This is a genomic window from Streptomyces sp. NPDC048604 (assembly GCF_043199435.1).
GTDB lineage: Bacteria > Actinomycetota > Actinomycetes > Streptomycetales > Streptomycetaceae > Streptomyces.
Window position 1 is genome coordinate 153,793 of the sequence record NZ_JBICVX010000015.1, and the last position, 14,416, is coordinate 168,208.

The 14,416-nt window shown below is 74.2% G+C and carries 14 protein-coding genes; 4 read left to right on the forward strand and 10 right to left on the reverse strand.

The window, feature by feature from the left end:
• Positions 1-242 precede the first annotated feature (242 nt).
• Positions 243-437, reverse strand: coding sequence for a DUF3046 domain-containing protein (locus ACGFMM_RS28410; RefSeq protein WP_393649306.1), 195 nt, complete (start codon positions 435-437; stop codon positions 243-245).
• An 80-nt stretch (positions 438-517) separates the two neighbouring features.
• Here ACGFMM_RS28410 and ACGFMM_RS28415 point away from each other — a divergent pair, with 80 nt between their 5' ends.
• Positions 518-1,471 (forward strand): hypothetical protein, encoded by a 954-nt coding sequence (locus tag ACGFMM_RS28415; protein ID WP_393649307.1) that lies wholly within the window; start codon positions 518-520, stop codon positions 1,469-1,471.
• A 71-nt stretch (positions 1,472-1,542) separates the two neighbouring features.
• Here ACGFMM_RS28415 and ACGFMM_RS28420 read toward each other — a convergent pair whose 3' ends face one another.
• From ACGFMM_RS28420 to ACGFMM_RS28430, 3 genes are all read right to left on the reverse strand, one after another.
• Positions 1,543-1,860: an AzlD domain-containing protein gene (locus ACGFMM_RS28420; RefSeq protein ID WP_393649308.1), complete on the reverse strand. Its 318-nt coding sequence runs from the start codon at positions 1,858-1,860 to the stop codon at positions 1,543-1,545.
• Positions 1,857-2,594: an AzlC family ABC transporter permease gene (locus ACGFMM_RS28425; protein WP_393649309.1), complete on the reverse strand. Its 738-nt coding sequence runs from the start codon at positions 2,592-2,594 to the stop codon at positions 1,857-1,859. Before ACGFMM_RS28425 ends, ACGFMM_RS28420 begins: the two co-directional genes overlap by 4 nt.
• A 65-nt stretch (positions 2,595-2,659) precedes the next feature.
• On the reverse strand, positions 2,660-3,499 hold the full coding sequence (locus ACGFMM_RS28430) for an AraC family transcriptional regulator (RefSeq protein ID WP_393649310.1): 840 nt from the start codon (positions 3,497-3,499) through the stop codon (positions 2,660-2,662).
• A 97-nt stretch (positions 3,500-3,596) separates the two neighbouring features.
• Here ACGFMM_RS28430 and ACGFMM_RS28435 point away from each other — a divergent pair, with 97 nt between their 5' ends.
• Genes ACGFMM_RS28435 through ACGFMM_RS28445 form a run of 3 tightly spaced genes read left to right on the forward strand, consistent with a single transcriptional unit; the run spans position 3,597 to position 9,859 of the window.
• The gene (locus ACGFMM_RS28435) at positions 3,597-8,249 is read left to right on the forward strand and encodes an ATP-dependent helicase (protein WP_393649311.1); all 4,653 of its coding nucleotides are present in this window, start codon (positions 3,597-3,599) and stop codon (positions 8,247-8,249) included.
• Positions 8,250-8,267: 18 nt separating this feature from the next.
• Positions 8,268-9,062, forward strand: coding sequence for a DNA-formamidopyrimidine glycosylase family protein (locus ACGFMM_RS28440; protein ID WP_393649312.1), 795 nt, complete (start codon positions 8,268-8,270; stop codon positions 9,060-9,062).
• 32 nt (positions 9,063-9,094) lie between these two features.
• Positions 9,095-9,859 (forward strand): SDR family NAD(P)-dependent oxidoreductase, encoded by a 765-nt coding sequence (locus ACGFMM_RS28445; protein WP_393649313.1) that lies wholly within the window; start codon positions 9,095-9,097, stop codon positions 9,857-9,859.
• On the opposite strand, the gene ACGFMM_RS28450 is transcribed toward ACGFMM_RS28445, so the two are convergent.
• The 6 genes from ACGFMM_RS28450 to ACGFMM_RS28475 form a co-directional block, all read right to left on the reverse strand.
• Positions 9,807-10,076: a hypothetical protein gene (locus ACGFMM_RS28450; RefSeq protein WP_393649314.1), complete on the reverse strand. Its 270-nt coding sequence runs from the start codon at positions 10,074-10,076 to the stop codon at positions 9,807-9,809. The genes ACGFMM_RS28445 and ACGFMM_RS28450 overlap by 53 nt on opposite strands.
• A 203-nt stretch (positions 10,077-10,279) precedes the next feature.
• Positions 10,280-10,663, reverse strand: coding sequence for a helix-turn-helix transcriptional regulator (locus ACGFMM_RS28455; RefSeq protein ID WP_318102754.1), 384 nt, complete (start codon positions 10,661-10,663; stop codon positions 10,280-10,282).
• 109 nt (positions 10,664-10,772) lie between these two features.
• Positions 10,773-11,282 (reverse strand): CinA family protein, encoded by a 510-nt coding sequence (locus ACGFMM_RS28460; protein ID WP_393649315.1) that lies wholly within the window; start codon positions 11,280-11,282, stop codon positions 10,773-10,775.
• Complete coding sequence (pgsA, locus tag ACGFMM_RS28465; RefSeq protein ID WP_393649316.1) at positions 11,279-11,956, reverse strand: CDP-diacylglycerol--glycerol-3-phosphate 3-phosphatidyltransferase; 678 nt, start codon at positions 11,954-11,956, stop codon at positions 11,279-11,281. The genes ACGFMM_RS28460 and pgsA overlap by 4 nt, the downstream gene beginning before the upstream one ends.
• A complete protein-coding gene (gene rimO / locus ACGFMM_RS28470) occupies positions 11,953-13,437 on the reverse strand; it encodes a 30S ribosomal protein S12 methylthiotransferase RimO (protein ID WP_393649317.1) in 1,485 nt (494 codons plus the stop codon). The genes pgsA and rimO overlap by 4 nt, the downstream gene beginning before the upstream one ends.
• Positions 13,438-13,532: 95 nt before the next feature.
• A complete protein-coding gene (locus ACGFMM_RS28475) occupies positions 13,533-14,375 on the reverse strand; it encodes a RodZ domain-containing protein (protein ID WP_393649318.1) in 843 nt (280 codons plus the stop codon).
• Positions 14,376-14,416 lie beyond the last annotated feature (41 nt).

Genomic DNA, 14,416 nt, shown 5'->3' on the forward strand with positions numbered 1-14,416 from the left:
CACCGCCGGGGCGGGCGTCGGCGGTGCCGCGGCCGGCGGGGCGGCCGGCCGCGGGGACGTCCGATCCGTCGCGGGTCTCGTGCCGTCGTCGACGACGACGGGCGCGCTCACGCCCGCGTCGGTGCCGTGGGGGTTCTCGGGGGTCTGCCGTTCGTTCCGGTCGGTCTCGTCAGTCGGGGCCACCACGCCAGTCTCGCGCACCGCTCGGACATTCGGCCGCCGCCCCCGCGGACCGTCCGGGATCAGCGCTTGTCGGCGGGGACGTCCATGGCGGTGCAGACCGCCCGCCAGACGTCCTTGGCCTCCCAGCCGGCGTCCAGCGCCTCGCGCACCGTACGGCCGCCCAGTTCGGTCATCACATGGTCCCGGGAGAAGGAGTCGGCGTACGACGCACCGAAGTGGTCGGCCATCCGCTCCCAGAAAATCGTCAACCGCATGCCACCAGTATCCCGCTCCTGAGAGTGCAGCCTGCGACGCAAAGGGGTCGCCGGGGGTCGATCGGTCCTACGGTCGGACCATGGCTGGAAATCCCTCCGCGGCTCCGCTCGGCACTGCGCCCGGCGTCCCCCTCGGCACCCCGCTCGCCCGCGCCGAGCAGTTCGTCTGGCTGACCGCCCGCGTGCTCGAACAGCGGCGGTTCGCCTACCACTTCCTGCGCGGCGGCGCCGAGCCGGTCGAGGCCGCGCTCAACGCGTACCTCAACGAGGACGGCGGCTTCGGCCACGCCCTCGAACCCGATCTGCGGGGCCCGGTCAGCCAGCCGCTGCACACCGCTCACGCCCTGCGCGTCCTGGACTCGGTCGGCCGCTGCGGCGGGCTGCGGGTGGAGCGGATGTGCCGGTACCTGACCGACGTGTCCACCCACGACGGGGCGCTGCCCGCGGTCCACCCGTCGCAGCGCGGCTACCCGGCCGCGCCGTTCGTCCCCGTGACCGACCGTCCGCCGAGCTCGCTGCTCGCCACCGGGCCGGTGGTCGGGCTGCTGCACCGCAACCAGGTCTGGCACGCCTGGCTGTTCCGCGCCACGGACTTCTGCTGGGCCGCCGTCGAGAACCTCCGGTCCTCCCATCCGTACGAGGTACAGGCCGCGGTCGCCTTCCTGGACGGAGTCCCGGACCGCTCCCGCGCCGAGAGGGCGGCCGACCGGCTGGGCCGGCTCGTACGGGAGCAGCGCCTGGCCGTGCTCGACCCGGAGCGCCCGGAGGCGTACCCGGTGGCCCCGGGCTACGCGCCGGGCGAGCACCACTACCCGCACGACTACGCGCGGGTGCCCGACTCGCTGGCCCGGCGCTGGTTCACCGACGAGGAGCTGAGCCGCTCGCTGGACGTCCTGGAGGCGGCCCAGCAGGACGACGGCGGCTGGCCGCTGCTGTGGCGGGAGTGGGCGCCGGGCTCGGCCCTGGAGTGGCGACCGGTGGTCACGATCGAGGCGCTGCGCACCCTGCGGGCGCACGGCCGGAAGGTGGACTGAGAGGGTTTGGCCGCGGCGCGGCCACTGAAGGCACGCGCCGCGGCCGGGTCACTGAAGGCACACACCGCGGCTCAGCCGCCCAGGGCGCGCACCCCGGCGGTGACGGCGACGGCCGCGGCGACCACGACCAGGAACGGGGCCCGCAGCACCAGCGCCACGGCCGCCGCGCCGACCCCGGCGGCCCGGGCGTCGAGCACCAAGGCGCCCTCGGCGCTGAAGGTCTGCTGCGCGGTCAGGGCGGCGAGCAGCGCGACCGGCATCAGGGCGGCCAGCCGGCGGACCAGCGGCCGCTCCAGGGTGTGGGCGGGGACGAGCAGGCCGAGCAGCTTGACCAGGTAGCAGCCGGCGACGGTCAGGCCGATGGCGATCCAGACGGTCGTGGGATTCATCGCGCGTCCTCCCGCTTCTCCCGGGCCGCCGCGCGGCGGCCCTGCGCCCACAGCACCGCCGGCGCGGCCAGCGCCGCGACCAGGACCGGCACGCCGGCCGGCAGCACGGGCAGCAGCCCGAGGCCCAGCAGCACGGCGAGCCCGGCGGTGGCGCGCTCGGTGGTGGTGCGCAGCATCGGCGCCAGCAGCGCCAGGAAGACGGCCGGGCCCGCGGCGTCCAGGCCCCAGGCGGCGGTGTCGCCGATCGCCTCCGCGCCGAGGGCGCCGAGCAGGGTGGTGAGGTTCCACAGCACGTACAGGGCGAGGCCGGTGACGGTGAAGCCGAGGCGGGCGGTCCGCCGGTCGGGCTGGGCGAGGGAGACGGCGGTGGTCTCGTCGATGACCCAGTGCGCGGCCAACGGCTTCACGGCGCGCGGCAGGGCGAGCAGCTGGGAGAGCCGCAGCCCGTAGAAGGCGTTGCGGGTGCCGAGGAAGAAGGCCCCGGCGGCCGCCGTGAACGGGTTGCCGCCCGCGGCGAGCGCGCCGACCAGCGCGAACTGGGACGCCCCGGTGAACACCAGAAGGCTGAGCGCGCAGGTCTGGAGCAGGGTGAGTCCGGCGCCGGCCGAGGTCACGCCGAAGGCGAAGCCGGAGAGCCCCACGGCCACGCCGACGCCGAGGGCGTCGCGGACGACCGCGGAGTCCGGCTTGGTCTGCTGCTCCCGTATGACGGGGGGTGCTGTCTGTTCTGCCACGCCGGCGACGTTACGGACCCGTCCGGCCCGTGGTCTTGTACGTTCTTGCGCCCCGGCCCGGCCTCTCAGCCGCGTGCGCTCCTGATGCCGCGCTCCCGCTGGTACGCCCCCGGCGGGACGCCGACGCTGCGCGCGAAGTGCCGGTTCAGATGCGGCTGGTCGGTGAAGCCGACGGCGACGGCGGCCTCCGCCGGCGGCGTGCCCGCGTCGAGGAGCCGCCGGGCGCGCCGTACCCGGGCGTCGGTGAGCCAGGTGTGCGGCGGCATGCCGTACGTCTCGCGGAAGGCCCGCAGCAGCGCGAAGGGGCTGGTGCCGAGTTCGGCGGCGAGCCGCTCCAGGGTCGGCGGTTCGGTCATCCGCTCCTCCAGGAGCGCCCGGGCGCGGGCCGCGTCGCGGGCCCCCGCGGAGCGCGGCGGGCGCAGCGGCTGCGCCAGGCCGCCGTGGCTGCGCAGCATCCGGGCGGTGACAAGCCGCAGCAGGCTGTCCGCGGCGAGGGCGTTGCCCTCCTCGGCGGCCCGGTGGACGCCGACGACGAGCTGGGCGGCGTACGGGTCGTCGACGACGGGCTGGGTGAAGCCGACCGCGCCGCGCACGGGCAGGATGTCCGCGGCGATCGACTGGACGAGGCCGGCGTCCGGGTAGATCGTCCGGTACGTCCAGCCCTCGGGGACGCCGGCGTGGCCGGTGTGCGGGGTGTCGGGATTGACCAGGGCGAGCTGGCCGGGACCGGCGCTGACCAGCTGGTCGCGGTAGTGGAAGTCCTCCACGCCCTCGGTGATCGCGGCGTAGACGAAGGTCTCGTGGGTGTGCCGGGAGAACGTCTTGCGGATGTAGTGGGCGTGCAGCAGGTCGACGCCGGGCAGCTCGGCGTACTGCCAGTACCGTGCCCGCTCGCGTGCCGCCATGCCTCCATTCTGCGCCACGGGGCCGCCCGCGAGCCTGGCGGCCCGGCGTTTGCGCAGGTCCGGACGGTTGTCGGTGGCGGGGTGCAGGATGGGGGGCATGGCCGGCTCTGCGCTCGACTCGTTCTCTCCCGCGACCCGCGGTTGGTTCACGGGGGCGTTCCACGCGCCCACCGCGGCGCAGGAGGGCGCCTGGAACGCGATCGGCGAGGGCTCGGACGTGCTGGTCGTCGCGCCGACCGGTTCGGGCAAGACGCTGGCCGCGTTCCTGGCCGCCCTCGACCGGCTGGCGTCCACGCCGCCTCCGGCGGAGTCGAAGAAGCGCTGCCGGGTGCTGTACGTGTCGCCGCTGAAGGCCCTCGCCGTCGACGTGGAGCGCAATCTGCGCTCGCCGCTGACGGGGATCCGGCATGAGGCGGTCCGGCTGGGGCAGCCGGAGCCGGAGGTACGGGTCGGGATCCGGTCCGGCGACACCCCGGCGGCGGAGCGGCGGGCGCTGGCGACGCGGCCGCCGGACATCCTGATCACCACGCCCGAATCGCTGTTCCTGATGCTGACCTCGGCGACGCGGGAGGCGCTGGCCGGGATCGAGACGGTGATCCTCGACGAGGTGCACGCGGTCGCCGGGACGAAGCGCGGCGCGCATCTGGCCCTGTCCCTGGAGCGGCTCGACGAGCTGCTGCCCCGCCCGGCCCGCCGGATCGGCCTGTCGGCGACGGTCCGGCCGGTCGACGAGGTGGCCCGCTATCTGTCGCCGCAGCGCCGGGTGGAGATCGTCCAGCCGCCGTCCGGCAAGGAGTTCGACCTGTCGGTGGTCGTCCCGGTGGAGGACCTGGGCGAGCTGGGAGGCTCGCCGGCCTCCGAGGAGCGGGAGGGCGGCGAGAAGCCGTCGATCTGGCCGCATGTCGAGGAGCGGATCGCCGACCTGGTGCAGTCCCACCGCTCGACGATCGTGTTCGCCAACTCGCGCCGGCTCGCCGAGCGGCTGTGCAACCGGCTCAACGAGATCGCGTACGAGCGGGCCGTCGGTACTGCGTTTGATTCGCGCGGCTCCGCCACGACACTCCCCGAGGGCACGCCGCCCGCCGAGATCATGGCGCAGTCCGGGGCGGCGCAGGGCGCGCCCCCGCTGCTGGCCCGGGCGCACCACGGCTCGGTGTCCAAGGAGCAGCGGGCCCTGGTGGAGGAGGACCTGAAGGCGGGTCGGCTGCCCGCGGTGGTGGCCACGTCCAGCCTGGAGCTGGGCATCGACATGGGTGCGGTGGATCTGGTGGTCCAGGTCGAGTCGCCGCCGTCGGTGGCCTCGGGCCTGCAGCGGGTGGGCCGCGCCGGCCACCAGGTGGGTGCGGTGTCGACGGGCGTGGTGTTCCCGAAGTACCGGGGCGACCTGGTGCAGGCGGCGGTGGTGACGGAGCGGATGCGGACGGGCTCCATCGAGTCGCTGCGGATCCCCGCCAATCCGCTGGACGTGCTGGCGCAGCAGCTGGTGGCGATGGTCGCCCTGGACTCCTGGCAGGTGGACGACCTGCTGGCGCTGGTCCGTCGGGCCGCGCCGTTCGCCGCGCTGCCGGAGTCGGCGTTCACGGCGGTGCTCGACATGCTGGCCGGCCGCTATCCGTCGGACGCGTTCGCGGAGCTGCGGCCGCGGGTGGTGTGGGACCGGGTCACGGGGACGGTCACGGGGCGGCCGGGCGCGCAGCGGCTCGCGGTGACCTCGGGCGGCACGATCCCGGACCGCGGCCTGTTCGGGGTGTTCCTCGCCGGGGCCGACCCGAAGAAGGGCGGGGGCCGGGTCGGGGAGCTCGACGAGGAGATGGTGTACGAGTCCCGGGTCGGGGACGTGTTCACCCTGGGCACCACCTCGTGGCGGATCGAGGACATCACGCGTGACCGGGTGCTGGTGTCGCCCGCGCCCGGGGTGCCGGGACGGCTGCCGTTCTGGAAGGGCGACCAGCTGGGCCGGCCGCTCGAACTGGGGCGCGCGGTGGGCGCGTTCCTGCGCGAGGTCGGTTCGCTGAGCGAGGAGGACGCGCGGCTGCGGCTGCTCGCCGCGGGCCTGGACGCCTGGGCGGCGGACAACGTGATCGCGTACCTGGACGAGCAGCGCCGGGCCTGCGGCCATGTCCCCGACGACCGGACGATCCTGGTGGAGCGGTTCCGCGACGAGCTGGGCGACTGGCGGGTGGTGATCCACTCCCCGTTCGGGGCGCAGGTGCACGCCCCGTGGGCGCTGGCGCTGGGCGCCCGGCTGTCCGAGCGGTACGGCATGGACGCCCAGGTGATGCACGCCGACGACGGCATCGTGCTGCGGCTGCCGGACGCGGATCTGATGGGCCTGGACCTGCTGGACCAGGACCCGGTGCACCTGGACTCCACGTACGACTCCGAGCAGGCCCCGGTCGGGGCGGCGGACGTGGTGTTCGACAAGGGCGAGGTCTCGCAGATCGTCACCGACCAGGTCGGCGGCTCGGCCCTGTTCGCCTCCCGGTTCCGGGAGTGCGCGGCGCGCGCCCTGCTGCTGCCCAAGCGGAACCCCGGCAAGCGGACGCCGCTGTGGCAGCAGCGCCAGCGGGCGGCCCAACTGCTCCAGGTGGCGAGCGAGTTCGGCTCGTTCCCGATCGTCCTGGAGGCGGTGCGCGAATGCCTCCAGGACGTCTTCGACGTGCCCGGACTGACCGAGCTGATGGGCGACCTGGAGTCGCGCCGGGTCCGCCTGGTCGAGGTCACCACCCCGGAGCCCTCCCCGTTCGCCCGTTCGCTGCTCTTCGGGTACGTCGCCCAGTTCCTGTACGAGGGCGACTCGCCGCTGGCCGAGCGGCGGGCGGCGGCCCTGTCGCTGGACTCGCGGCTGCTCGCCGAGCTGCTCGGCCAGGCAGAGCTGCGCGAGCTGCTCGACGCGGACGTGCTGGCCGAGCTGGAGCGCGAGCTCCAGTGGCGCACGGACGACCGCCGGGTCAAGGACGTGGAGGGCGTCGCCGATGTGCTGCGGGTCCTCGGGCCGCTGACCGACGCCGAACTGGCCGAGCGGGGAGCGGAGTCGGACTGGGCCACGGAGCTGTCCCGGGCCCGCCGGGCGATCCGGGTGCGGATCGCGGGCGAGGAGCACTGGGCGGCGATCGAGGACGCGGGCCGGCTGCGGGACGCGCTGGGCACGGCGCTGCCGGTCGGCGTGCCGGAGGCGTTCACGGAGCCGGTGAAGGACCCCCTCGGCGACCTCCTCGCCCGGTACGCCCGGACGCACGGCCCGTTCACCTCCGCGGCGGCCGCGGCCCGCTTCGGCCTGGGCGCGGCGGTCACCGACGGGGCGCTGCAGCGGCTGGCCGGCTCCGGCCGGGTGGTCCAGGGCGAGTTCCATCCGTCCGGGATCGGCCAGGAGTGGTGCGACGCGACGGTGCTGCGCCGGCTGCGCCGCCGTTCGCTCGCGGCGCTGCGGCACGAGCTGGAGCCGGTGCCGCCGGCCGCGCTGGCGACGTTCCTGCCGCAGTGGCAGCATCTGGGCGGCGGGGGGCTGCGCGGGATCGACGGACTGGCCCGCGCGATCGAGCAGTTGCAGGGCGCGCCGGTGCCGGCCTCCGCCCTGGAGAAACTGATCCTGCCGTCCCGGGTCGCCCGCTACGACCCCGGGATGCTGGACGAACTGACCACCACCGGTGAGGTGCTGTGGGCGGGCGCGGGCGCGCTGCCCGGCAAGGACGGCTGGATCTCGCTCTATCTCGCCGACGCGGCCCCGCTGCTGCTCCCTCCGCCGCATCCGCTCGAACTCACCGGGCTGCACGAGTCGGTGCTCACCACGCTGGCCGGGGGCTACGGCCTGTTCTTCCGGCAGATCGCAGACCAGGTGCGGGCCACCACGCATCCGGACGCCACCGATCCGCAGCTGGCCGACGCCCTGTGGGACCTGGCCTGGTCCGGCCGGCTCACCAACGACACGCTGGCCCCGCTGCGTTCGCTGCTCGGCTCCGGGCGCACGGCCGGCTCGACGGCGCACCGCGCCCGGCGCACGGTGCCCCGCGGCCGGTACGGCACGCTGACCGCGGCCGCCCGCCCGGCCTCGCGGTCCGGCCCGCCGACGGTCAGCGGCCGCTGGTCGCTGCTGCCGCCCGCCGAGCCCGATCCGACGCACCGCGCCCACGCGCTGGCCCGCACCCTGCTCGACCGGCACGGCGTGGTCACCCGTGGCGCGGTGGCGGCCGAGGGCGTCGAGGGCGGGTTCTCGGCGACGTACCGGATCCTGTCCGCCTTCGAGGACAGCGGCCAGGCCCGCCGCGGCTATGTGGTGGAGGGCCTGGGCGCGGCCCAGTTCGCGATGGACGGCGCGGTGGACCGGCTGCGGGCGGCAGCCACGGCCCGCGACCGCGGCGCGGAGGCCGGCGACGGCCCGCGCGCGGTGGTCCTGGCGGCCGCGGACCCGGCCAACGCGTACGGGGCGGCCCTGTCCTGGCCGGAACAGCCGACCGGCGCGGGCCACAAGCCGGGCCGCAAGGCCGGCTCGATGGTGGTGCTGGTGGACGGCGAGCTGACGCTCTACATGGAGCGCGGCGGCAAGAGTCTGCTGTCCTGGCCCGCGGAACCGGACGACCCGGCGCTGACCGCCGCCGCGCAGGCGCTGGCGGCGTCGGCGCTGGCCGGGGCGCTGGGCACGGTCACGGTGGAGCGGATCAACGGGGCGGCGGCCCTGACGTCGCCGCTGGCCCGGGCGCTGGAGGCGGCCGGTTTCCACGCCACTCCGCGCGGCCTCCGGCTGCGCCCTTAGCGGGGACGGGAGGAGGCAGTGCCTGAGGGAGACACCGTCTGGCAGACCGCCCGCCGGCTGCACGAGGCGCTGGCCGGCCGGGTGCTGACCCGGTCCGACCTGCGCGTCCCCCGGTTCGCGACGGCCGACCTCACCGGCCGCGAGGTCCTCGACGTGACCCCGCGCGGCAAGCATCTGCTGACCCGGATCGACGGCGGCCTGACCCTCCACTCGCATCTGCGGATGGACGGGGCGTGGCAGGTGTACGCCCCCGGGGAGCACTGGCGCGGCGGCCCGTCCCACCAGATCCGGGCGATCCTCGGCAACGCGGAGGCGGTCGCCGTGGGCTACCGGCTGCCCGTCCTCGCGCTGCTCCGCACCGCCGACGAGCCGGAGGCGGTCGGCCATCTCGGCCCCGACCTGCTGGGCCCGGACTGGGACCCGCGGGAGGCGGTGCGCCGGCTCACCTCGGACCCGGCCCGCCCGCTGGGCGAGGCCCTGCTGGACCAGCGCAATCTCGCCGGGATCGGCAACGTCTACAAGTCGGAGCTGGCGTTCCTCGCCGCGACGAGCCCGTGGCTGCCGGTCGGCGAGCTGGACCCGGACGTACCGGCACGGCTGGTCGCCACCGCCCACCGCCTCCTGGAGGCGAACAAGGACCGCCCCGACCGCCGCACCACGACGACCCGCTCGGGCAGGACGCCGCTGTACGTGTACGGCCGCGAGGGCCGCGCCTGTCTGCGCTGCGGCGGGGCCGTCCGCAAGGACGAGTCCGGCGAGCGCGTCACGTACTGGTGCCCCGGCTGCCAGCCGGGCCCGCCACCGACCAATTGACGATCCGTCAGATCCGGTCGTACGGTCCGCTCATGTCCCTCTCCGCGTACGACCTCACCGGCCGCACCGCGTTCGTCACCGGCGCCGCGAGCGGCATCGGCCGCGCCACCGCCGTCCTGCTCTGTGAGGCCGGGGCGGTGGTGCACTGCGCGGACCTCGACGAGGTCGGCCTGCAGAAGACCGCCGCGCTCGTCTCCGGCCGGGGCGGCACGGCGGCCGTACACGTCCTGGACGTCACCGACGCCGCCGCCGTGGACGCGGCGGTCCGCTCCGCCGGTCCGCTGCACGTCATGGCCGCGATCGCGGGCATCATGCACACCAGCCCGGTCCTGGAGACCCGCGAGGAGGACCTCGACCGGGTGCTCGCCGTGAACTTCAAGGGTGTCTTCCACGCCGCCCGCTCCGCCGCCGCCTCGATGATCGACACGGGCGTCCGCGGCTCCGTCGTCACCATGGCCTCCGGGGCCATGGACACCGCGAGCCCGGGCCTGCTCTGCTACAGCGTCGCCAAGGCGGCCGTCGTCCAGCTGACGAAGACCCTGGCCGCCGAGGTAGGCCGGCACGGCATCCGCGTCAACGCGATCGCGCCCGGCTGGATCCGCACGCCGATGACCGACCGTCACGAACCGGCCGCCCAGGAGCAGGCCGAGGCGGCCATGGTCCGGGTCTCCCCCCTGGGCCGGGTCGGCGAACCGGAGGACATCGCGCACGCGGTCCTCCACCTCGCCTCCGACGCGTCGTCGTTCACGACGGGTCAGATCCTCCGCCCCAACGGCGGCGTCGCGATGCCGTGGTGACCCGCCCCCGCGCGGCCCGGCCCCCCGGCCGCGCACGCTCCTCAGGCATTCCCGCCACATGCACCGGCAGCAGACTCAGCCCCCAGCCGCCGGCCGCGACAGCCCCCTCCACGAGCCCCGCCTGACCCGGCGCCAGCAGCAGCCGCAGCACCGCCCAGAACCACAGGCAGCCCAGCGTCACCGCGAGCACCGTCAGCGGAACCCGTCGCCGTACCATGGCCGCCTCCTCCGGACGACGCTAAACCGCCCCGCCCGCCCGGGGGCAGGGCGCACCGGAAGCACCCACGGGCGCACTACCGGCACACTGCGGGCTTCTCAAGGCCAGTCTCGCCCGGGTCCGCACACGCCGCACGTCCGAAGAGAAAAGCCCCGGCCGCGGCCCTGTTCGGGCGGCGACCGGGGCGAATCCCCTGTCACGGATCAGGCGGCGACGACGTCCACCGCCTCGGCGGGCGCCTTGATGGTCACCCGCTCGGTCGGCACACCTGTCACCGACGTCACCGACACGGAGTTCAGCATGGGGCGTACCGGTGCGGGCACCGGCTCGCTCGACGCCGCAGACTCGGCCAGTTCGGCCAGCGACAATTCGTCGCTCACTTCCCGCATGAGCTCGGACATCCGTACGTCAAGCGCGTCGCAGATCGCGGAGAGCAGTTCGGAGGACGCCTCCTTCTGCCCCCGCTCCACCTCGGAGAGATAGCCGAGCGATACTCGGGCGGACGAGGAGACTTCGCGCAGAGTACGGCCCTGGCGCTGGCGCTGCCGACGCAGCACGTCACCCAGCAGGCGACGGAGCAGAATCATCGGTGGCTCCCTCCTCGGACCGCGTAGCCGCATCCTTCACGCCCCACCGTACCGCCTTGCGCCGCGGCCGTGCGGGGAGCGATGTCGTGTTCACTCAGGGCTGCAAACATCAATTCCCCCCGTTCTGTTCCGTATCCTGTGCCCGCGCATTTCCGGAGAGTTCGCCGTCGAGCAGTTCCAGCACGCTCCGTACACTCTCTCTACGGATTTCCGCACGATCGCCGTTCAACCGCAACGAGGCCACTTTCCCCGCCCCGAACGGGCCGGCGACGGCCACGTGGACGGTGCCGACGGGCTGTCCGTCCTGCGGCTCCGGGCCCGCGACGCCCGTGGTCGCGATCCCCCAGTCGGCGCCGAGCCGGGCCCGCACACCGGCCGCCATCTGCAGCGCGACCTCGGGGTGGACCGCGCCGTGCTCCGCCAGAAGGGTGCCGTCGACGCCCAGCAATTGCTCCTTCAGGGCCGTGGCGTACGCCGTGACGGACCCGCGGAACGTTCTGGACGCCCCAGGTACCCCGGTGAGCTCCGCGGCCACCAGACCGCCCGTGAGGGACTCGGCGACGGCCAGCGTGCCGCCACGCTCCGCGAGCAGCGCCAGGACCCTCGCGGCCACGCTCACGCCCGCTGTCCCGCCTTCGCGGCGGCCTCGGCGCGCTCCTCGGCCAGTCCCCTGCGGCGCAGCACCACCGCCTGGCGCACGTAATCCAGACCGGTGACGACCGTCAGCAGGACGGCCACCGCCATCACCCAGAAGCGGAGTGTGGCGAGCCCGCCGGTCAGCATCAGGACGTACATCCCGACCGCGGTGCCCTGCGCGAGGGTCTTCATCTTGCCGCCGCGACTGGCCGGAATCACTCCGTGCCGGATCACCCAGAACCGCATCAGCGTGATGCCGAGCTCCCGGAAGAGGATCACGCCGGTGACCCACCAGGGCAGGTCGCCGAGGGAGGACAGGCAGATCAGCCCGGCCGCCATGATCGCCTTGTCGGCGATCGGGTCGGCGATCTTCCCGAAGTCGGTGACCAGGTTGTACGCCCGGGCCAGGTGCCCGTCGAAGACGTCCGTGATCATCGCGACGGCGAAGGCCGCCCACGCCCAGGCGCGCCAGACCGGGTCGTGCCCGCCGTCCTGGAGCAGCAGCACCACGAAGGCCGGCACGAGGACCAGCCGCACCATGGTCAGGATGTTGGCGATGTTCCACAGGCTGGCCTGATCGACGGCCGCAGTGCCCAGCTTGCCGCGGGGCACCGGCCTACCGGTCCCGCCCGCCGCGGATGCCGGCACTCCGGTCATCTGCCCGCCTCCTCGTCAAGACACTCGGCCACCAGGTCGACGCCCTCGGTGTCGACGACCTTGGCCCTGACCATACGGCCGGGCGCGAGATCGACGCTGCCGACTGTGGTGAGCACCACCTGGCCGTCGGTCTCGGGCGCCTGGTGGGCGGCCCGGCCGAGCCAGCCGTCCTCCTCGTCGAAGGACTCCACCAGCACCTCCAGGGTCTCTCCCAGGCGCTCCTCCGCGCGCTGCGCGGTGAGCTCCTCGACGAGCCGGGACAGGTGGGCAAGGCGTGAGTCGACGACCTCCTGGTCGAGCTTGTGCTCGTACGTGGCGGCCTCGGTGCCGTCCTCGTCGGAGTAGCCGAAGACACCGATGGCGTCGAGCCGGGCGTGCGTGACGAAGCGTTCCAGCTCGGCGAAGTCCGCCTCGGTCTCGCCGGGGAAGCCGACGATGAAGTTGGACCGGGCGCCGGCCGTCGGGGCCTTGGAGCGGATGGTCTCCAGAAGCTCCAGGAAGCGGTCGGTGTCGCCGAAGCGGCGCATCGCCCGCAGTACGTCGGGCGCGCTGTGCTGGAAGGACAGGTCGAAGTACGGGGCGACCTTCTCGGTCGAGGTGAGCACGTCGATCAGGCCGGGGCGCATCTCGGCGGGCTGCAGGTAGCTGACCCGGATCCGCTCGATCCCGTCGACGGCCGCCAGCTCGGGCAGCAGCGTCTCCAGGAGACGGATGTCGCCGAGGTCCTTGCCGTACGAGGTGTTGTTCTCGGAGACCAGCATGATCTCCTTCACGCCCTGCTCGGCGAGCCAGCGCGTCTCGCCGAGCACGTCCGAGGGGCGGCGGGAGACGAAGGAGCCGCGGAAGGACGGGATGGCGCAGAACGAGCAGCGGCGGTCGCAGCCGGAGGCCAGCTTCACGGAGGCGACGGGGCTGGTGTCGAGCCGGCGGCGCAGCGGGGCGCGCGGGCCGGAGGCCGGGGCGACGCCCTCGGGGAGATCGGCCGGCGCCTCCGCGGGGGCCTCGACCGCTCCGTGACCGGGCAGGGCCACGTCGGCGGCGGCCTTCTGGCGCTCCACCGGGGACAGCGGCAGCAGCTGGCGGCGGTCGCGCGGGGCGTGGGCCTCGACGCTGCCGCCACTGAGGATGGTCTGGAGGCGGCCGCTGATGTCGGCGTAGTCGTCGAAGCCGAGCACTCCGTCGGCCTCGGGCAGGGCGTCGGCCAGCTCCTTGCCGTACCGCTCGGCCATGCAGCCGACGGCGACGACGGCCTGGGTCTTGCCGTGGTCCTTCAGATCATTGGCTTCGAGCAGGGCGTCGACGGAGTCCTTCTTGGCGGCCTCGACGAAGCCACAGGTGTTGACGACGGCGACGTCCGCATCCTCGGCGTTCTCGACGAGCTCCCAGCCGTCCGCTGCCAAGCGGCCTGCGAGCTCCTCCGAGTCCACCTCGTTACGGGCGCAGCCAAGAGTGACAAGGGCGACGGTACGGCGTTCGGGCATGGACTCAAGACTACTTCGTCCCGGCCGCTCCCCCGCCGCGCAGGGTTCACCCGCGCGACGGGTCGGGACGGTCCGGCGCTCACCCGCGTCCGGACTCAGCCGGCCTCGGGGTCTCCCTTGCTGTACGACAGGCGCTCGACCGCGCCCTCCTCGAAGGAGTCCTCGATCTTCTTGCCGTTCACCCAGAGCTCGATCGGGCCTGCGTTGCCGAGGACCAGATCGATCTTCTCGTCGTCCTGGAAGGTCTTCTTGTCGCCCTTCTCCAGGAAGCCGTCGAAGAGCGTCTTGCCGTCGTTGCCCTTCGCCGAGATCCAGCTCTTGGCGTCGGCGACCAGGATCACGGTGACCTTGTCCGCCGGGACGGCGGCGATGGCGCTCTCGGACGGGACCGGCTTGGGGTCGACGGCGGGCTTGGTCGGGGTGGGCTTGGTGCTGGTCTTCGCCGGGGCCGGGCCCTCGGCGACGGTTCCGCCAGTGGCGCCGCTGTCCTCGCCGCTGAACAGGGTGAAGCCGACGAAGCCGGTGACGGCGACGATGGCCGCGACCATGGCGGCGGTCCAGTTGGGCCGGCGCGGTTCGGGCCGGATCCGCTCCGCCTCGAACAGCGGGGCGGCGGGGGTCGGCGCGGGCCGGCCGCCGTGCCCGGCGTCGTACCGGTCGACCAGCGGGGCGGGATCGAGACCGACGGCGCGGGCGAGCGTGCGGATGTGACCGCGCGCGTACACGTCGCCGCCGCAGCGGGAGAAGTCGTCCTCCTCGATCGCATGCACGATGGGGATCCGGACCCGCGTCGACGAGCTGACCTCGTCGACGGTGAGACCGGCCGCGATACGGGCCTGCTGAAGCACCTGACCGATGGAGGGCCGGTCGTCGACCGCCGGATTCGGGTCGTCTGCCGGCGGGTTCCGGTCTTCTTCGGGGGAGTTGCCGATGGACACGAGAGCGCCTTTCGAGCGTGTAGCCACCTGCTGGACGTTCA